Annotated in this window: 15 protein-coding genes; 8 read left to right on the top strand and 7 right to left on the bottom strand. The window is 49.6% G+C overall.

Translation table 11 applies throughout. The annotated features are described in order from the left end of the window. Positions 1 to 552: 552 nt before the first annotated feature. On the bottom strand, positions 553 to 687 hold the full coding sequence (locus ACN0YR_RS24665) for a hypothetical protein (protein WP_417851875.1): 135 nt from the start codon (positions 685 to 687) through the stop codon (positions 553 to 555). A 783-nt stretch (positions 688 to 1,470) separates the two neighbouring features. Between ACN0YR_RS24665 and ACN0YR_RS24660 the strand changes: the two genes are divergently transcribed. Beyond that, the gene (locus tag ACN0YR_RS24660; protein WP_417851877.1) at positions 1,471 to 1,785 is read left to right on the top strand and encodes an ArsR/SmtB family transcription factor; all 315 of its coding nucleotides are present in this window, start codon (positions 1,471 to 1,473) and stop codon (positions 1,783 to 1,785) included. Positions 1,786 to 1,857: 72 nt separating this feature from the next. Next, on the top strand, positions 1,858 to 2,415 hold the full coding sequence (locus ACN0YR_RS24655) for a rhodanese-like domain-containing protein (RefSeq protein WP_417851874.1): 558 nt from the start codon (positions 1,858 to 1,860) through the stop codon (positions 2,413 to 2,415). A gap of 195 nt (positions 2,416 to 2,610) precedes the next feature. Here ACN0YR_RS24655 and ACN0YR_RS24650 read toward each other — a convergent pair whose 3' ends face one another. From ACN0YR_RS24650 to ACN0YR_RS24635, 4 genes are all read right to left on the bottom strand, one after another. After that, complete coding sequence (locus ACN0YR_RS24650; protein ID WP_417851873.1) at positions 2,611 to 3,846, bottom strand: NAD(P)/FAD-dependent oxidoreductase; 1,236 nt, start codon at positions 3,844 to 3,846, stop codon at positions 2,611 to 2,613. Between the two features lie 47 nt (positions 3,847 to 3,893). After that, positions 3,894 to 4,400: a MarR family winged helix-turn-helix transcriptional regulator gene (locus tag ACN0YR_RS24645; RefSeq protein ID WP_417851872.1), complete on the bottom strand. Its 507-nt coding sequence runs from the start codon at positions 4,398 to 4,400 to the stop codon at positions 3,894 to 3,896. A gap of 557 nt (positions 4,401 to 4,957) precedes the next feature. Next, positions 4,958 to 6,259, bottom strand: coding sequence for a redoxin domain-containing protein (locus tag ACN0YR_RS24640; protein ID WP_417851871.1), 1,302 nt, complete (start codon positions 6,257 to 6,259; stop codon positions 4,958 to 4,960). Positions 6,260 to 6,431: 172 nt separating this feature from the next. Then, the gene (locus ACN0YR_RS24635) at positions 6,432 to 7,883 is read right to left on the bottom strand and encodes a DUF1501 domain-containing protein (protein ID WP_417851870.1); all 1,452 of its coding nucleotides are present in this window, start codon (positions 7,881 to 7,883) and stop codon (positions 6,432 to 6,434) included. 200 nt (positions 7,884 to 8,083) lie between these two features. Between ACN0YR_RS24635 and ACN0YR_RS24630 the strand changes: the two genes are divergently transcribed. The 4 genes from ACN0YR_RS24630 (at position 8,084) to ACN0YR_RS24615 (ending at position 12,028) form a co-directional block, all read left to right on the top strand. Then, the gene (locus ACN0YR_RS24630; protein WP_417851869.1) at positions 8,084 to 8,926 is read left to right on the top strand and encodes a sugar phosphate isomerase/epimerase family protein; all 843 of its coding nucleotides are present in this window, start codon (positions 8,084 to 8,086) and stop codon (positions 8,924 to 8,926) included. 88 nt (positions 8,927 to 9,014) lie between these two features. Continuing rightward, the gene (locus ACN0YR_RS24625) at positions 9,015 to 9,383 is read left to right on the top strand and encodes a VOC family protein (RefSeq protein WP_417851868.1); all 369 of its coding nucleotides are present in this window, start codon (positions 9,015 to 9,017) and stop codon (positions 9,381 to 9,383) included. Positions 9,384 to 9,675: 292 nt separating this feature from the next. Beyond that, positions 9,676 to 11,208: a uroporphyrinogen-III C-methyltransferase gene (gene cobA / locus ACN0YR_RS24620; RefSeq protein WP_417851867.1), complete on the top strand. Its 1,533-nt coding sequence runs from the start codon at positions 9,676 to 9,678 to the stop codon at positions 11,206 to 11,208. A gap of 238 nt (positions 11,209 to 11,446) precedes the next feature. Further along, positions 11,447 to 12,028, top strand: a complete 582-nt coding sequence (locus tag ACN0YR_RS24615) for a glutathione peroxidase (protein WP_417851866.1) — start codon at positions 11,447 to 11,449, stop codon at positions 12,026 to 12,028. Positions 12,029 to 12,144: 116 nt separating this feature from the next. On the opposite strand, the gene ACN0YR_RS24610 is transcribed toward ACN0YR_RS24615, so the two are convergent. After that, complete coding sequence (locus ACN0YR_RS24610) at positions 12,145 to 13,107, bottom strand: DUF3500 domain-containing protein (protein ID WP_417851865.1); 963 nt, start codon at positions 13,105 to 13,107, stop codon at positions 12,145 to 12,147. A 470-nt stretch (positions 13,108 to 13,577) separates the two neighbouring features. On the opposite strand from ACN0YR_RS24610, the gene msrB reads away from it, so the two are divergent. Continuing rightward, a complete protein-coding gene (gene msrB / locus ACN0YR_RS24605) occupies positions 13,578 to 13,979 on the top strand; it encodes a peptide-methionine (R)-S-oxide reductase MsrB (protein WP_417851864.1) in 402 nt (133 codons plus the stop codon). A gap of 240 nt (positions 13,980 to 14,219) precedes the next feature. Then, complete coding sequence (locus tag ACN0YR_RS24600; protein WP_417851863.1) at positions 14,220 to 14,444, top strand: FmdB family zinc ribbon protein; 225 nt, start codon at positions 14,220 to 14,222, stop codon at positions 14,442 to 14,444. 79 nt (positions 14,445 to 14,523) lie between these two features. On the opposite strand, the gene ACN0YR_RS24595 is transcribed toward ACN0YR_RS24600, so the two are convergent. Continuing rightward, a partial coding sequence (locus ACN0YR_RS24595; protein ID WP_417851876.1) for a pentapeptide repeat-containing protein occupies positions 14,524 to 14,679 on the bottom strand: 156 nt, incomplete at its 5' end.

Genomic DNA, 14,679 nt, shown 5'->3' with positions numbered 1-14,679 from the left:
CATTGCACTCCCTCACAAAAACGCGGAGTTTACAATACCACCCACAATGCGCAAAAAGCGTGCCGAACAATATTGGGGCCCCCCTGCCGCGGACGATTAGAGACTTTCTGTCTTACTGAAGTAGTCCAGGCTCTTTTCGCCTGACGCCACATAAAGGTTGTCGAAAACGACTGTAACTATTGTTCAGTGACTGCATGGCAGTGCTCCCCTGCCGCGATTGAAAACTGTCCCTGCCACCCTGTCGATTTTGGTCAGATTGAAGACCACGTCGAAGAACCAGATTGAGAACATACAACTTTAAAGTGTACGCGAGCATTGCATTGCGGCAGGGGAGCCCTGCCCTACCGGTACTACAATTCGAATGGTTGACTTTGGTTCCCATTTTGGCCCTCTGAAATGTTTAAAACTGCCATAATTTACTTCTGAATTACTCTACCATACCAATGCATAATGCCTACCTCCGTTTCCAAGATTCCATTGCACAATCCAACACAAACACAAAGCCATGCTCTCCAGCACCCGATCATACTGGAGAGATGGCTATGGATGACTCTACACCGCTGACTCCCAGAGTGCCTTGATTATTGCTTTGGTCGCTGGGGTTGCGAGGCGGTAATAATGGCTAGCCCCATCTTGGTCTCGCAGCAAGTAATCCTCCACTGCATCAGCCTCAAGGGTGGAGGACATATCATCAAGTCGGGGGTGGAGCCTCGCTAGTTGGCCCGACGAGCTTTGCTGGTGCCATTGCGGCTCGATATACGAGACAGTGTCTAGTGCAATAGCGTACTCAGTCGCAAGAGCTGGGTCGGCGGAGCTCCGGAATCTCAGATAAGTCATGTGTCTCCCTTTCAGGATTCGAAGTGGTGTCTAAATGTACACCATTAGTGTAGAGAGACTTGAGAAAGTCGTCAATATATTTCCCACGAGAGGTGGCCCGACCGACTTGTTCGGTTGGGTCGCTTTAGCGACAAGATGAATTCTCCAGGTGCGTTGAATTGAAGACAAAAGTAGCGTGAGTGAATTGATCGGCTAGGGTAAAACATCTTGTGCCTTTGGCACCCAACGCCGTTAACCGTGTTTTCCGAATTGAAAGAAGTCTTGATGCGAATTGAGGTTGTGGCGATTTTTTTGTTGCGAAGCGAAAGAACACCCACTCTCAACCCGAAAGGAATGAGGCATCTCGCATCAAGGCCGGTATCCACGAGATATACAACTCAATTCTGTCGATTTGTTTAAGGTCTTGCAATGGCTGACGCGGAGGCGATTAGTCGGCGATTTTAATGCGGAGAGAAGCAACCTGGGCACTACAGTGGATGATTTGGACGGCGATCCTCTGGGTCGTCACGCTGGTGCTGTTCCTCTGCATTCGGGGACTGTCGAGTTCCTCCATTTATCAACTATTCTTCTGAAGAACTTAGTTGAAATATCGCGAGGTTACGATATGATTTGTAAAGGAGGTTTGTAGTGGCGATGAAATCAAAGAAAAAATCGAAGCCAATAGGTGATGCAGCGGCGTTCGTTGAGGCTGCAGAGTGCTTGAAAATACTTGCACATCCGGTGCGACTGAGGTTTGTGCAGTTGTTGTTAGATGGTCGCTTCACCGTGGGTGAGTTGGCTGAGGATTCCGATGTGCCAGACAACGTGGCCTCGGAGCATTTGCGACTCATGCAGCGGTGTGGTTTTTTCACAAGTGAACGTGAAGGGCGACGAGTTTATTACCAGGTCGCTGAACCACATTTAGCCAACATTATGAAATGTGTCGAAGATCGGTTTTTGAAGAGCTAGTGCGTTTTTTTGTGTGATCATGTCGCCATTGTGTGACATGTCGATATGTAGACCTTTTAAGGAGTTGGACAGATGGCAGAGAACCCCGTGATTGATGTGCAAGCACTTTTCAAGCGTGAGGAAAAGGGGGAAGTAGAAATTATCGACGTTCGCACGCCGTTGGAGTTTCGCGAAGTTCATGCAGCTAAGGCTCAGAACGTTCCTCTGGATGCTCTCGATCCGAGTTCTGTGATGAAGGGGCGAAACGTATCGGCGGACGACCCGCTTTATGTCATCTGTAAAAGCGGGGCTCGAGGTGCGAAGGCTCAGCAGAAGTTCATCGCTGCAGGTTTCACCAATGTTGTGAATGTTGAAGGAGGAACTGAGGCATGGGTGAATGCTGGTTTGCCGGTCGTTCGCGGTAAGAAGGGGATGTCGCTGGAGCGGCAAGTCAGGATCGTTGCAGGATTCCTGGTGTTAGTCGGATCTCTGCTCGGTCTCTTAGTGCATCCGTATTTCGTTGGAATATCAGCCTTCGTCGGGGCTGGGTTGATGTTCGCTGGCATCACGGATACCTGCGGAATGGGGATGATGCTTGCCAGGATGCCATGGAATCAGTGTCAAGGTCAGGACCAATCCTGTTCGACCTAGAGCAGTTTGCGTTTCTTGTGTCCTTGAAGAGAGCTTTTCGCATGATGAATCAGACATGTCCACGAGACTGTCCGCCTACATCTTTTTCAAAACGGATTTAGATCGAACGCCAGAAGCTGAAATGTAACTTGCTCAAACTCAAATGATTGTGCACCTTCAGAGAGAGGAAAAGGTTTCGGAACGGCAACAGGTTTGCTACTGCTCAACGGTTGCTTCGAGTTTCAAATTGTCGATGTCTTCGAAGACTTGATCGAGTTCCTTTTTGAACAAGTCTCCGACTAGCAAGTCCGTTATGCTTCCTCGATGCTGGGGAAATCGCCGCACGAAGTTTCCGAAGCTGAAGCCGTCGTAGTATTCACACACCAGTCGACGCATTCGGTTCATTCCCTCGACGTAACCCTCTTCCCATTTGCCGAGCTGCTTTTGAGACGTGTCCCCATTCTGTAATCCTTCAACGATGGCATCGGCGGCCAGCTCTCCTGATTTCAATGCCAACAACACCCCGGAAGAGTAGAGCGGATCGAGAAATCCGAACGCATCGCCAACTAAAACCCAGCCGTCGCCAGTTGCTCGGCTGGCTCGATAGGTGTAATCCTTTGTAGCTTTGACTGGGGCTATCTTCTTACCCATGGAAACACGTTCGATGACAGCGGGACAGTTCTCCATCTCTTCGGCGTAGGTGGTTTCATGATTTTCTCGCCCTTTGAACAGGTACTCGAAATCGGCGACGACCCCAACGCTGACGATGTTGTCTTGCATTGGGATGTACCAGAACCACCCCTGTTTATTCTGGAGACTCAAGACAATCGTCGCCCCCTCATCTTTTCCCGTATCTCGATATGCTCCCTCAAAGTAACTCCAGAGGACTCCTTTGTTTAAAACGGGGTCCGAGACTCGCAGTTTGAACTTGTTGATAAGCAGCGAGCTTTGACCGCTTGCATCCACGACGACATCCGCCCGGACTGTTCTGGTCTCTCCATTTTCGGTGACAACCTGAATTCCAACGGCTCGTTCCCCTTCAAGAATTACGTCGAGAACTCTCGCGCCTTCGTGGACTTTGACGCCCTGCGATTCTGCATTCCGCAGCATCATTGTGTCGAACTCACTGCGACGAATCTGCCACGTTTGAGAGCATTCGTGCGGCTTGTTGTCGTAAAAGTAAAATGGAGCTGACTGCTTTCCCGAAGCGTTCACAAATTGAACACTATGCTTCTTGATGAACGGGCTTCGCTTCATCTTCTCGAGCATTCCCAACCGCTTCAGTACCCAATATGTCTCAGGAATCAGAGACTCGCCGATGTGGTAGCGAGGAAATTTCTCTCGTTCAAATAATTCGACATCGTACCCCTGCTGGGCGATGAGTGTTGAGACTGTGGCACCGGCAGGACCGCCTCCGATCACGACAACATGCGGATTTTTGCCATTCGACATTTCTTGAATCCTATGGGATTTTGCAAACAAAAATTATGTGGTCAGAATTATCCATCGACAAACGAAGGGTTTTCGGCATCTTCATGTGGTCGCCTTGCCTGTCTCAGCAACTCGGCCAACTGTCGTAAAGATTTCTTGCTCATGTGGCCCAATTGAAGTGTGTGACACTCTTGGATCTTTTCATGAATTTCATCGAGCAGTTTCAAACCCTTCGAGGTAATACTGACTTCAACAACACGACGGTTTTCCGCTCGGCGATTACGAGTGAGAAGACCCTGTTTTTCCAGACGGTCCAGTAAGCGAGTCATGTCTGGAGCGCGGGAAATCAAACGGCTTCCCAGTTCGAGGGTAGGGATCGAAGCCGGGTGAGACGACTGCAACAATCGCAGAGTGTTGTACTGTTGAGCAGAGAGCCCTCCCTGTCCAAAGGCTTCTTCTTCCAGAATTTTCAACCGGTCGTAGGTTCGCCAAAGATTCAGGAAGACTTCCTGCTCCAGAGAGTCAAACTTTGGCTTCTGGACTGACGGAGGCGGTGGTGATTGAGATTGATTCATGAGCGAAAGAATATTCTTTCCGCCAATACTCGTCAAGACGACAGTTGTTGAAACACCTATTGTTTTGCGATCTTCCTGTGCGCGAAACAGGGGAGAAAATTTACAGGCACTTTGGATACAATGCCCAAGAGATTCCGCGTTTTGTTTCCGATTGACTCAATGATGATTCCAGAAACGCTGGGAGCAGGCAATGGAGTCGCAAGCTAACCAAGTGCCAGGTTGCGAATGTCGGCACGCTGACGAAATGTGTCCACGGAAGACGGCGCTATTCACCAACCAGCCTGCGGACTTTGAAGCCTTGAAGAACGCAATTGTCGTTGACGGTATCGACAGTCGCAGAACCAAACTTCCAGGAAGGCCCAGCCAAGTTGATGGATGTGGAAGAATTTCCACTACCAAACCACATTCGGTGCAAGCTGCACAACGAATCAACTCAGCGGTGCCTTAGAGCATCTTTCGAATTGGCTTGCAGGTTCTGCCTCGTGGCAAACAGCATTTTTACTTGAGAAATACGTTCTTCACGGGCACACGGTATAGCGATGGTAGAGTGAGCCGGTCTATTTTTGTGAAGCTTCAATCGCGTCATCGAGCGGTTTCAGTCCGACACGGTTATCGACTTCGTAGAATCCGGTTTGATAGTGTCGAACGGTCCCATCTGGAGAAATCACAACCCAAAGTGGCAGCGATTCGCCGACTCGGGTGGGGTTTCCGAATGAATTCAAAGCTGCTCCGCCATCAAAAGTGAGTTCGTAGCTGAGCCGCATGAATTGTTGGAGGCGATTGATGTTGCGGATGGCCTTTGCCTGAGTTTGGGGGTCGTTCAGTTCGGAGTTAATAGCTACTCCGTACACCTGGACATTTTTGCCAGCCCAGCGATTGTGAAGGAAATCGAGATAGCCAACCTGACCGTACGGTTGTTCGAGCGTCGGGTTCGCGTAGTCCCAGAAGTGGAGGACAGTTGTTTTTCCTGCAAACGAACTGGATGGGATTTCACCGGACTTCAAGTTTTTCAGTGTAAACTTCGGAATCGGTTTCCCGATCATTGCCTCAGCGAGTCCGTCAATGCGACCTTGTCGGCTCATCAGCGTGTCGAGGTTCTCGTTGACTTCCTTCGCAAATTTTTCGAGCGGTGTTCCTTTTGCGGCTGCCAGAATTTCAGCTGCTTTTGGGGCAAGCGATTTCACTTGCTCGTTCGTCAGTGGTTGAAAGCGATCGTGCTCTTGGCGTTTCACTGATGATTTGAGTTCAAGGAAGAGTTTGGAGAGAGCTGCGATGTCTGTTGTTTTGTCTTCGGACTCGATTTGGAACTGGACCTGAAATCGATCTCCCGGACCCATAAAGACTGTTTGTGTGCCAGACTGAATGAGAGGGGAATCTTTTCTGACATACAACTGATGATGCCGCGCAATTCCTGTTGTCGCCCTGACGTCCCAACAAGCATGTCCGTTGATTGTTTTCTCTCCCTTCACTTCGAATTCGCCCTGACCATCCTTCCAGCTTGCTCCTTTTTGGAGTTGGTCATGCTGTGGAAAGAAGGGGAGTGCCACCGGCAGAACATATCCACGGTCTAAATGTCGGTAGCCGAGCGCGATTCCATTCGAAGCAAGTAAATCGTCTGCTGGCGAAACTGTTCCGATTTGTTCAATCCAGGGCAAAGCTGGGCGGCTTTCTTCGACTTGATAAAAGAAAGTCTGGGAGTCTTCGCTCGTTGGAAAACAGTTCAGTTGGAATTCTTTAACCGGGACGCTCGGACTGTTGCGTTCCGTTTGTTCCAGAAGACCGCGATACTGAACCTGTGCGGATGCCACGTGGCTGAAGAAAATGTTGATCGCTAAAGCGAAGAGGAACAGGCGAGGCATGAGATGAATCCAGCTACCGGGAGGGATGTGAGTCTGTTGAGGAAACCATGAAATTTGTTGGAGAGTGAACGCTCAATCGTTGTTACAGCGAGTCCATCGATGGTGAATCACTCGGCTCGCCATGGAAGGGGCATGTCTCAATTTCATATTTATCTTACCGGTCCGATCCGCTTTACGAAATGACCTCGTGGATCACATGTCCGAAATCTTTCTCCAGCCGTTGGCGACCCGGAATGGTCAGTTCTTTAGAGTTCAACCCGAGTTGATGCAGAACCGTGGCATGTAAGTCTGTGATATAGTGACGATCTTCGACTGCGTGAAAACCAATTTCATCCGTCTTTCCATGGGCGATCCCACCTTTGATTCCTCCGCCAGCCATCCAGACAGTGAATCCATACGGATGATGGTCGCGTCCGTCAGAATGCTGCGAACCGGGTGTTCGACCGAATTCGCTTCCCCAAACGACAAGTGTTTCATCGAGGAGCCCACGTTGTTTCAGGTCTTTAAGCAACGCTCCGATCGGTTGGTCGACCTGTTTTGATAACCGGGAATGACTCGACTTGAGACTTTTGTGTGAGTCCCAGCTTCCGGCCCCTCCGTTGCTGCCATGATAGACTTGCACAAACCGGACGCCACGTTCGACAAGCCTGCGGGCTGTCAGCATTTTCTGGCCGAAATCTTTTGTCTCTTTTTGAGGCAGCCCATACAGCTTTTGCGTCTCTTCGGTTTCTTCGTCGAAGCGAACAACGTCCGGGACTGCCGTTTGCATGCGGAATGCGAGTTCGTATGACTTCATTCTCGCGCGGATCGATTCGTCGTCCGGATACTGCTCGGCGGTGATGCCGTTAAGTTTGCGAAGCAGGTCGAATTCGCCAGCCTGCTCCTCTTGGTAAACACCTTGAGGCGGTTTGGCGAAGGGGAGTGGATCGTTCGGATCAATTTTCAGTGGAACACCATCGTATTGCGGACCGAGATAGTTCGCACGATGAGCTTCCATCCCGCCGCAGCAATCTGCGATCGGTGTCCCCATCACTACAAACTGAGGTAGATTTTCATTCAGCGAGCCGAGTCCGTAGTTTGCCCACGATCCAATCGTCGGGAAGAATCCGTCGATGCGATGCCGCCCCGTATGGAACTGTAACTGGGCACCGTGATTGCTGTCTTCAGTCCACATTGATCGCACGAGGCAAAGATCATCAGCCGACTCCCCAACGTGCGGCCACCAGTCGCTGATTTCCAAACCGCTTTCGCCTCGTTTTTGAAAACCAATTTGCAGCGGATACAATTCATTGCGAATGAATCCATTGTTCGGATCAAAGGCGACGACCCGTTCGTTTTCCAAAAAGGGAGATTTCAGGACATCTTTGAATGGAGTCTCTTCGACCGTTTTTCCGGCATACTTATTCAGCATCGGTTTCGGATCGAACGATTCCATATGGCTCGTTCCGCCGATCATGAACAGCCAGATCACGCTCTTTGCTTTCGGCGCAATATGCGAAAGCTTCTCTGTCATCGCCTCTGCAGTTCGAGACTCGTTCTGAAGCATACTCGCCAATGCGATGCTTCCAAATCCCAGGCCCATCTCGGAAAGAAATGCCCGTCGTGTTGCATTCGGAAAACTCATGTGTGGTTTCAATTCAATTTCGTGACAGACTTGCAGCGATTCTTCAATCTATGATGATGCCTATTGAATTGAGAAGTCAACAGTGGCTTGGAATTCGACAGGCCAGTCATTGACCGAAATAATGATTTCCATTCCAATGCACTCTGAATCGACAGAAATCATCTTGCGTGCGGTCCATCATCGATAGTGGAGAAGAGCCCATGAAATACGGATTAAACTTGTTACTTTGGACGTCTAGCGTGGACGAATCCATTTTTCCGACTCTCGAGAACATCAAAGAGTGGGGATACGATGGTGTCGAGTTGCCGGTTTTCGAAATGGATGAAGCGGCATACAAAAAAATTGGAGCGAAACTCGACGAGTTAGAATTTGGGCGCACAGCTGTGACGGTTTGTACTCCTGAAGAGAATCCAATTTCTGAAGATGCTGCCATTCGAGAAGCTGGTGTCAATCGACTCAAAAAGGCAATCGACATGTGCGCAGCTTCGGGCTGTACACATTTGCTCGGACCGATTCACTCCGCTCTGGGGCAATTCGTTGGACGTGGTCGAACTGACGAAGAATGGAAGTGGGGGCAGGAATCGCTCGCCAAAGCTGCTGATTATGCTCAGGCGAATGATGTCACCCTGGTTGTTGAATATCTCAACCGTTTTGAGTGCTACTTCCTGAACTGTGCTGAAGATACCGCACGGTTCACTCGCGAAGTGAATCATCCGAATCTTAAGATGATGTACGACACATTCCACGCGAATATCGAAGAGAAGTCTCCGTCGGCAGCGATCAAAGCCTGTGCCGATCAGCTGGTTCATGTTCACATCTCTGAAAATGATCGATCCACTCCCGGTGAAGGAGGAGTGAACTGGGATGAAAACTGGGCGGCGTTGAAAGAGGTCAACTACGATGGCTGGCTGATGATTGAAGCCTTCGGTCTGGCGCTGCCTGAACTTGCAGCGGCCACCTGCATCTGGCGACGAATGTTCCCGACTGAAGAACACCTTGCCAAAGAAGGCTTGAAGTTTATGAAATCACGCATGGAAGGATGAGTGATCAGAAAATAGGCTGTTGAGTTTCGTTTCGCACTCGATTTCAGAAGGAGCTGGTCAAACACCTATCGCAGAGGATCGAAATCGAATGATCAATTTTCGGCTGCATGAGGTGATTCTGTATGTCCAGGACATGGGCCGACAGGTCTCCTTTTATCGTGATTTCCTGCGGCTGCCGGTTCTGTTCCCTGCCGATCTCTCCAATGTTGAAGAGCTGGATTGGGTGACGTTTGACACAGGTGCCTGCAAATTGGCTTTGCACTCAGGGGGAAAATGCGACTTCGGTTTCGATGCCCCGAAATTTGTACTTTCCGTTGATGATCTGGAAAAATGGCATTCAAGGTTATCCTCCGTGGCTGTCAACGTGGATAAAATCCGTACTCCCGCACCTGGGATTCATGTCTTCGATGCCATGGACTTTGAAGGGAATCGATTCTCTATAGAATCGGTTCAATAACATAAATTTAGAACCAGTCCGAAAACCTCTGGAATCACCGCTTTTCTCGATGCTTGAGAGCGTGATTTCAGGTTTCAGGGTCAGTTCTAAAACACTTTCGTGTTTCTCGTGATCGTGAAGAGTGCTTTTCATTCGATGAACCACTCGTTTCCACGGGACAGAACGTGAACATCAATTCAATATTGCTAGAGCAGTTTGCTCTACCGTGTGCCCGTGAAGAACGCATTTCTCCAGTAAAAATGCTGTTCGCCACGAGGCAGAACCTGCAAACCAGTTCGAAAGATGCTCTAGAGTGAAATTCAAACGTATGACACCGCTTGGTAAGGTTTATTTAGTCGGGGCGGGGCCGGGTGATCCTGGTCTGCTCACATTGAAAGGGAAACGTTGTCTCGAAGAGGCAGACCTTGTCCTTTATGATGGCCTTGTCAATCCACTCTTGCTCCGACATACAAAAGCGACAGCAGAGAGAACCAGCCGAGCAGATGCAAACGGGAAGCGGACGCTCAACCAAGCAGAGATTAACGCCCGTCTGGTTGCTGCCGGACTGGAAGGGAAGATCGTGGTTCGCCTGAAAGGGGGCGATCCTTTTATCTTCGGACGTGGTAGCGAAGAGGCCAAAGCTCTTGCCGATGCCGGTGTCCCTTTCGAAGTCATTCCCGGCATCACCGCGGCGACTGCTGCCTCGGAGTATGCAGGGATTTCACTGACTCACCGCGAGAAGGCCTCAGCTGTCGCTTTTATCACCGGGCATGAAGATCCTCAAAAACCGGAGTTGATGCTCAAATACAGTGAGCTGGCGAAGTTTCCGGGGACTCTGGTCTTCTACATGGGATTGCATCGCCTGCCTGCGATCTCCGCTTCGTTGATCGAAAATGGGATGCCAAGCGAAACTCGTGTCGCAGTGATCTCGCGAGGCAGTACACCATTGCAGAAGACGGTCACGGGGGCACTCTCGGAAATCCCCAGTCTCGTCAAAGCTGCTGAGCTACGACCGCCGTCTTTAATCATCGTTGGCGATTGTGTGACTCAGCGAGACGAGATCAACTGGTTTGAATCTCTTCCATTAGCTGGGATGACAATCGGAATTACTCGACCGGTTCACCAAGCTGAAAATGCAATTGAACTCGCGCACTTATTCGGCGCGCGTCCTATTTTGATGCCAACTATGGAGATTCGTCCGGTTGAAGATTGGACGAAGGTTGACCGAGCGATTGAGTCGATTGAAGAGTACGACTGGATCATTTTGACCAGCGTCAATGGTGTCGATGCCTTTCTCAATCGCATCTGGGAACTCGGAAAAGATAGTCGAATTCTGGCTCATGCGAAAATTGCTTGCATCGGACCTGCAACGGCGGAGAGGCTTGAATCGTATTCTCTTCGAGCGGATCTGATTCCTGAAGTCTACCGAGGTGAAGAGTTGGCTTATGCACTTCGAGAACATGTTGCAGGCAAAAAAGTGCTCTGGGCACGTGCCAATCGTGGGCGCGAAGTTCTCCCGGAAATTCTCCGTTCCGTCGGAGCTGATTTCGAGAGTCTTGTTGTGTATGAGCATCATGAAATTTCGCAACTCGACGAAGTCGCAATCCACGCATTGACCAACGGGGAAGTTGATTGGATTGCTCTGAGCAGTCCCACAATCGCACGGAGTGTTGCCGAGCAACTTGCCAAACTTGACCTCGCTAAGTCTCCCAAATTCGCTGTCATCAGCCCGGTGACTGAAGCGGCCGCAATTGAAGCTGGGCTAACGGTCTCCGCTGTGGCAAGCGTTCACACATGGGAAGGTCTCTTCGACAGTATCAAGAATTCGACTAAGGCTCTCTGCTGATTTCCCACTACGGCTCAAAACTTCGCAGCGGTGCTTCGACTCATTTCTTTTGTCGGTGAGTGTTGAATTCTCGTCTCAGGTGGTAAAATTTGATATGGCCAGGTAAAGGCCCGGACTCGCTCTCGATGACTGCAAACTGAATCGCCAGGGTTTTGAAGTCTTGCAGCGTTTTTTGAGAGCAACGAAGTCCACAACTTTGAATTCTCATTCAAGATCAATTTCACTCACTGAGGAATTTATGAAACACTTGCTATCACTCATTGCTGTTGGTGCGATCTTTGGCTCTTTGTTTGTTGGAACTCAATCTGTCTTGGCAGAGAAAGAAAAGAAAACTGTGCTTGATCAAGAAGTGAAATCACTCGAAGGAAAAAAAGTCGACCTTTCAGAGTACAAAGGGAAAGTCGTCATGGTGGTCAATGTCGCAAGCCGATGTGGCGCGACTCCGCAATACTCAGCTTTGCAAGACCTCTACGAAACTTTCAAGGATGATGGTTTAGTTGTGATTGGTTTTCCTTGCAATCAATTTGGAAAGCAGGAACCGGGGACGGCCGACGACATTCGTGAATTCTGCACAGCGAATTACGGCGTTAGTTTTCCGATGATGTCGAAGATTGATGTCAATGGTGAGAACGCATCGCCTGTTTACAAGCAATTGACAGCAGCAGAAACCAAGCCCAAGAAAGCTGGTCCCATCGGTTGGAACTTCGAGAAATTCCTCATCGGCCGTAACGGTGAAGTTGTCGCTCGCTACGCAACATCAACCCAACCCGATGAAAAAGAAGTTGTCGATGCAATTCAAGCAGAACTCAAGAAGAAATAATCTTTCATGAGTTGCGATGATTCGTGTTGCAGCACGATGAAATACGTGATTAAAAAAAGCGGAGAAGTCGACGTTCAGTCAACTTCTCCGCTTTTCATTTTTGACATGCTCGGCGATTACGAAATCGCAGCGATGTTGATGTACGCGTGGACGTGCGGAGCACCACGGAAGTGCCAGACAAAGCCAGGGGCTTCGATACGCCAAATGTCCCAGACTTTATCGGACTTGAGGTCTCCTTGTTGATAGAAGGCCATTCGCAGCTTGTCTGTGCCGCCTATGCTCTTCAGGACTTCCTGAACCTCAGCTTTATCCTCTTCTCGATAAGGGGCGAGCAGGACATCGAGGCTTTCAGTGACGAGTTTCTTCTGGTCATCGCTCATGTCGCCAACAATGAGACCTGGAAATTTGCCGTTCGCCTGTTGAATATGAACATCGGTCTCACGCGGTGCTTTGCCAATCAACGCTTTTTTACGTTGATCGGTATCGAGCGCTTCGAAGACTTTGTTGGTCTGCTTTGTTTGGTAGTGATACAGATTTTGGTCAGGATTCTCTTCGCTGTGACCATAAACAATAGGTCCACCGAAGGCGGCCTTTTCAGCACTGTTCCCGTCAGCTCGCATGGTGAGGTGACGTCCGGTCAAAGTGAACTCGAACTTCTTCTCTGATGGATCACCAAAAACTGCGACACTGTAGAAGTCGACACCGCCGTCGTCCTCATCCATTTGCTTTTGGAGACGTTCGTAGCCGTCTTGCGAAGTCATGCCTTTAATGGCGTTGTTGATCATCGCTCGTTGCTTGTCGGTGTAGAAATCGAGACCAATCGTCGGTTTCGTCACGTGCCAGTTGGCGCTGATTTTACTGCGTAACTGATGGTTATAGGGGAAGCAAATCTGTGACTTCTGTTGATCGGTCAGCGACGAATAGAATTCCTGGACAGCTGTCTCTGCTTTACTGGATCGGCTGGGAGCCGCAAAGAGGGAAGGTGCAAGAGTCGCAGAGATTGCGGTGACGCTGGCGGCTTCAAGAAACTTGCGTCGAGAAACGATCGGAGTGGGGCTTTGTGGGGTGGGATTTGGCATTGTTCAAGACTCCTGAAATGTGGGGGAACTCAGCTTTTGATCATACCATGTTCAACAGTGAGCCTGCTGGTTTGGCCCTGCAGAAATAGCAACACAAATTAAACACTGCAAATTTCAAACACCGAGTTGATGGAAAAGTTCCGACTTTAGTTCGGAGCAAGGAGGCAATGAGAATGAACACCTTCTGTCCACACTCATGTTCAGGGATTTAGTCTATCAACTTTCTTTCAAAGGTTCATCAAAGTTTGCTGATTTCTTGTTTCGCACTCCGTCACAGTCGAACACAGTCTGCGAATCCTTTCGGCGGGAGCGAATCCGCTGGGGCATCTGAGCAGGAGAAACTGACAGGTGTGCTCTATAATTTCATGTAGCGATGCATATTATTGTTCTGCCCTGATAAAGTTCATCGTTCCAATCTTTGACGCAAACTTCAGTTGAGATCGAATTCAATTCATCGGTGAGAGAATTTCATGTTAGATAAAGTCGAACGAACCGAGGCGGAGTGGCGAGAACTGCTCTCTCCCGAACAGTATTACGTCCTGCGGGGGAAGGGGACTGAGCGACCCTTTCAAAACGAATACGATGAGCTTTTTGAGCCGGGAGTTTACTACTGCGCTGCCTGTGATCTGGAACTTTTTGAATCCGAGACAAAGTTCAACTCTGGTTGTGGCTGGCCTGCTTTCTACGCGGCCAAGGCTGAAGATCGCGTCCAGTTGACAGCGGATCAATCACATGGAATGCAAAGAGTTGAAGTGACATGTGCGCGATGCGATTCCCATCTTGGCCACATCTTTAACGACGCTCCAACGACACCGACCGGTCAACGATATTGCATCAATTCTGTTTCACTTAAGTTCGTACCGAAAGAGTAATTTGCTTCCACTTGCGCGGGGCCATAATTTGTTTTGACTTTTTGTCTCGTCGTGAGCAGACTATGAAGTCCTGAAGAAGTCCTGAAAATGAATTCCAGGAGCAGGAGAAGCATTCGAAAATGCTTTACCATATCGACAAGGCCTTCATCGATTTAAGCGGAAATCATCGAATCCCGTATCATCATTCGTCGTCGCCGAACTTCTTCGAGGCGAGCGACATTGAAGAGAAAGAAATAAAACATGCCAACGTTTGAGTATCATTGTCAGAAGTGTGAGCAAGAAGTCGAAGTTTTTGTTCGTGGACAGGAGAAACCAGTTTGCCCATCTTGCCAGTCACAAGAGCTGGAGAAACTGATCAGCGCTCCTGCGGGGCGTGTCTCCGGCGGTTCGCTCCCTGTGATGGGTGGGGCCTGTCCACCCTCCGACGCTCCACCATGCAACCCACATTGCTGCCGACTTCCGTAGTCAAGAGAGACCCGTTCCGGGACTCTGATGAGCGCATGAAAAAAGGCTGAACTGTTTTGACAGTTCAGCCTTTTCGTTTTCAAGTATCGTCTTCAGTGCAAGCCGAAGGTATTCGTTCTGGGTGACGACACTCATTCGCTCGCAGGTCACAGCCTCTTAGGTCACAGCCTCTTAGGTCACAGCCTCTTAGGTCACAGCCTCTTAGGTCACAGCCTCTTAGGTCACAGCCTCTTAG

It is taken from the genome of Thalassoglobus sp. (assembly GCF_048270125.1).
GTDB lineage: Bacteria > Planctomycetota > Planctomycetia > Planctomycetales > Planctomycetaceae > Thalassoglobus.
This window is presented reverse-complemented; position numbering and strand designations above follow the sequence as displayed.

What these genes read in the sequence shown, in the direction of transcription:
- ACN0YR_RS24665 (WP_417851875.1), bottom strand. Translation starts at nt 687, where the DNA reads ATGTCCTCCACCCTTGAGGCTGATGCAGTGGAGGATTACTTGCTGCGA.
- ACN0YR_RS24660 (WP_417851877.1), top strand. Translation starts at nt 1,471, where the DNA reads ATGAAATCAAAGAAAAAATCGAAGCCAATAGGTGATGCAGCGGCGTTC.
- ACN0YR_RS24655 (WP_417851874.1), top strand. Translation starts at nt 1,858, where the DNA reads ATGGCAGAGAACCCCGTGATTGATGTGCAAGCACTTTTCAAGCGTGAG.
- ACN0YR_RS24650 (WP_417851873.1), bottom strand. Translation starts at nt 3,846, where the DNA reads ATGTCGAATGGCAAAAATCCGCATGTTGTCGTGATCGGAGGCGGTCCT.
- ACN0YR_RS24645 (WP_417851872.1), bottom strand. Translation starts at nt 4,400, where the DNA reads ATGAATCAATCTCAATCACCACCGCCTCCGTCAGTCCAGAAGCCAAAG.
- ACN0YR_RS24640 (WP_417851871.1), bottom strand. Translation starts at nt 6,259, where the DNA reads ATGCCTCGCCTGTTCCTCTTCGCTTTAGCGATCAACATTTTCTTCAGC.
- ACN0YR_RS24635 (WP_417851870.1), bottom strand. Translation starts at nt 7,883, where the DNA reads ATGAGTTTTCCGAATGCAACACGACGGGCATTTCTTTCCGAGATGGGC.
- ACN0YR_RS24630 (WP_417851869.1), top strand. Translation starts at nt 8,084, where the DNA reads ATGAAATACGGATTAAACTTGTTACTTTGGACGTCTAGCGTGGACGAA.
- ACN0YR_RS24625 (WP_417851868.1), top strand. Translation starts at nt 9,015, where the DNA reads ATGATCAATTTTCGGCTGCATGAGGTGATTCTGTATGTCCAGGACATG.
- ACN0YR_RS24615 (WP_417851866.1), top strand. Translation starts at nt 11,447, where the DNA reads ATGAAACACTTGCTATCACTCATTGCTGTTGGTGCGATCTTTGGCTCT.
- ACN0YR_RS24610 (WP_417851865.1), bottom strand. Translation starts at nt 13,107, where the DNA reads ATGCCAAATCCCACCCCACAAAGCCCCACTCCGATCGTTTCTCGACGC.
- msrB (WP_417851864.1), top strand. Translation starts at nt 13,578, where the DNA reads ATGTTAGATAAAGTCGAACGAACCGAGGCGGAGTGGCGAGAACTGCTC.
- ACN0YR_RS24600 (WP_417851863.1), top strand. Translation starts at nt 14,220, where the DNA reads ATGCCAACGTTTGAGTATCATTGTCAGAAGTGTGAGCAAGAAGTCGAA.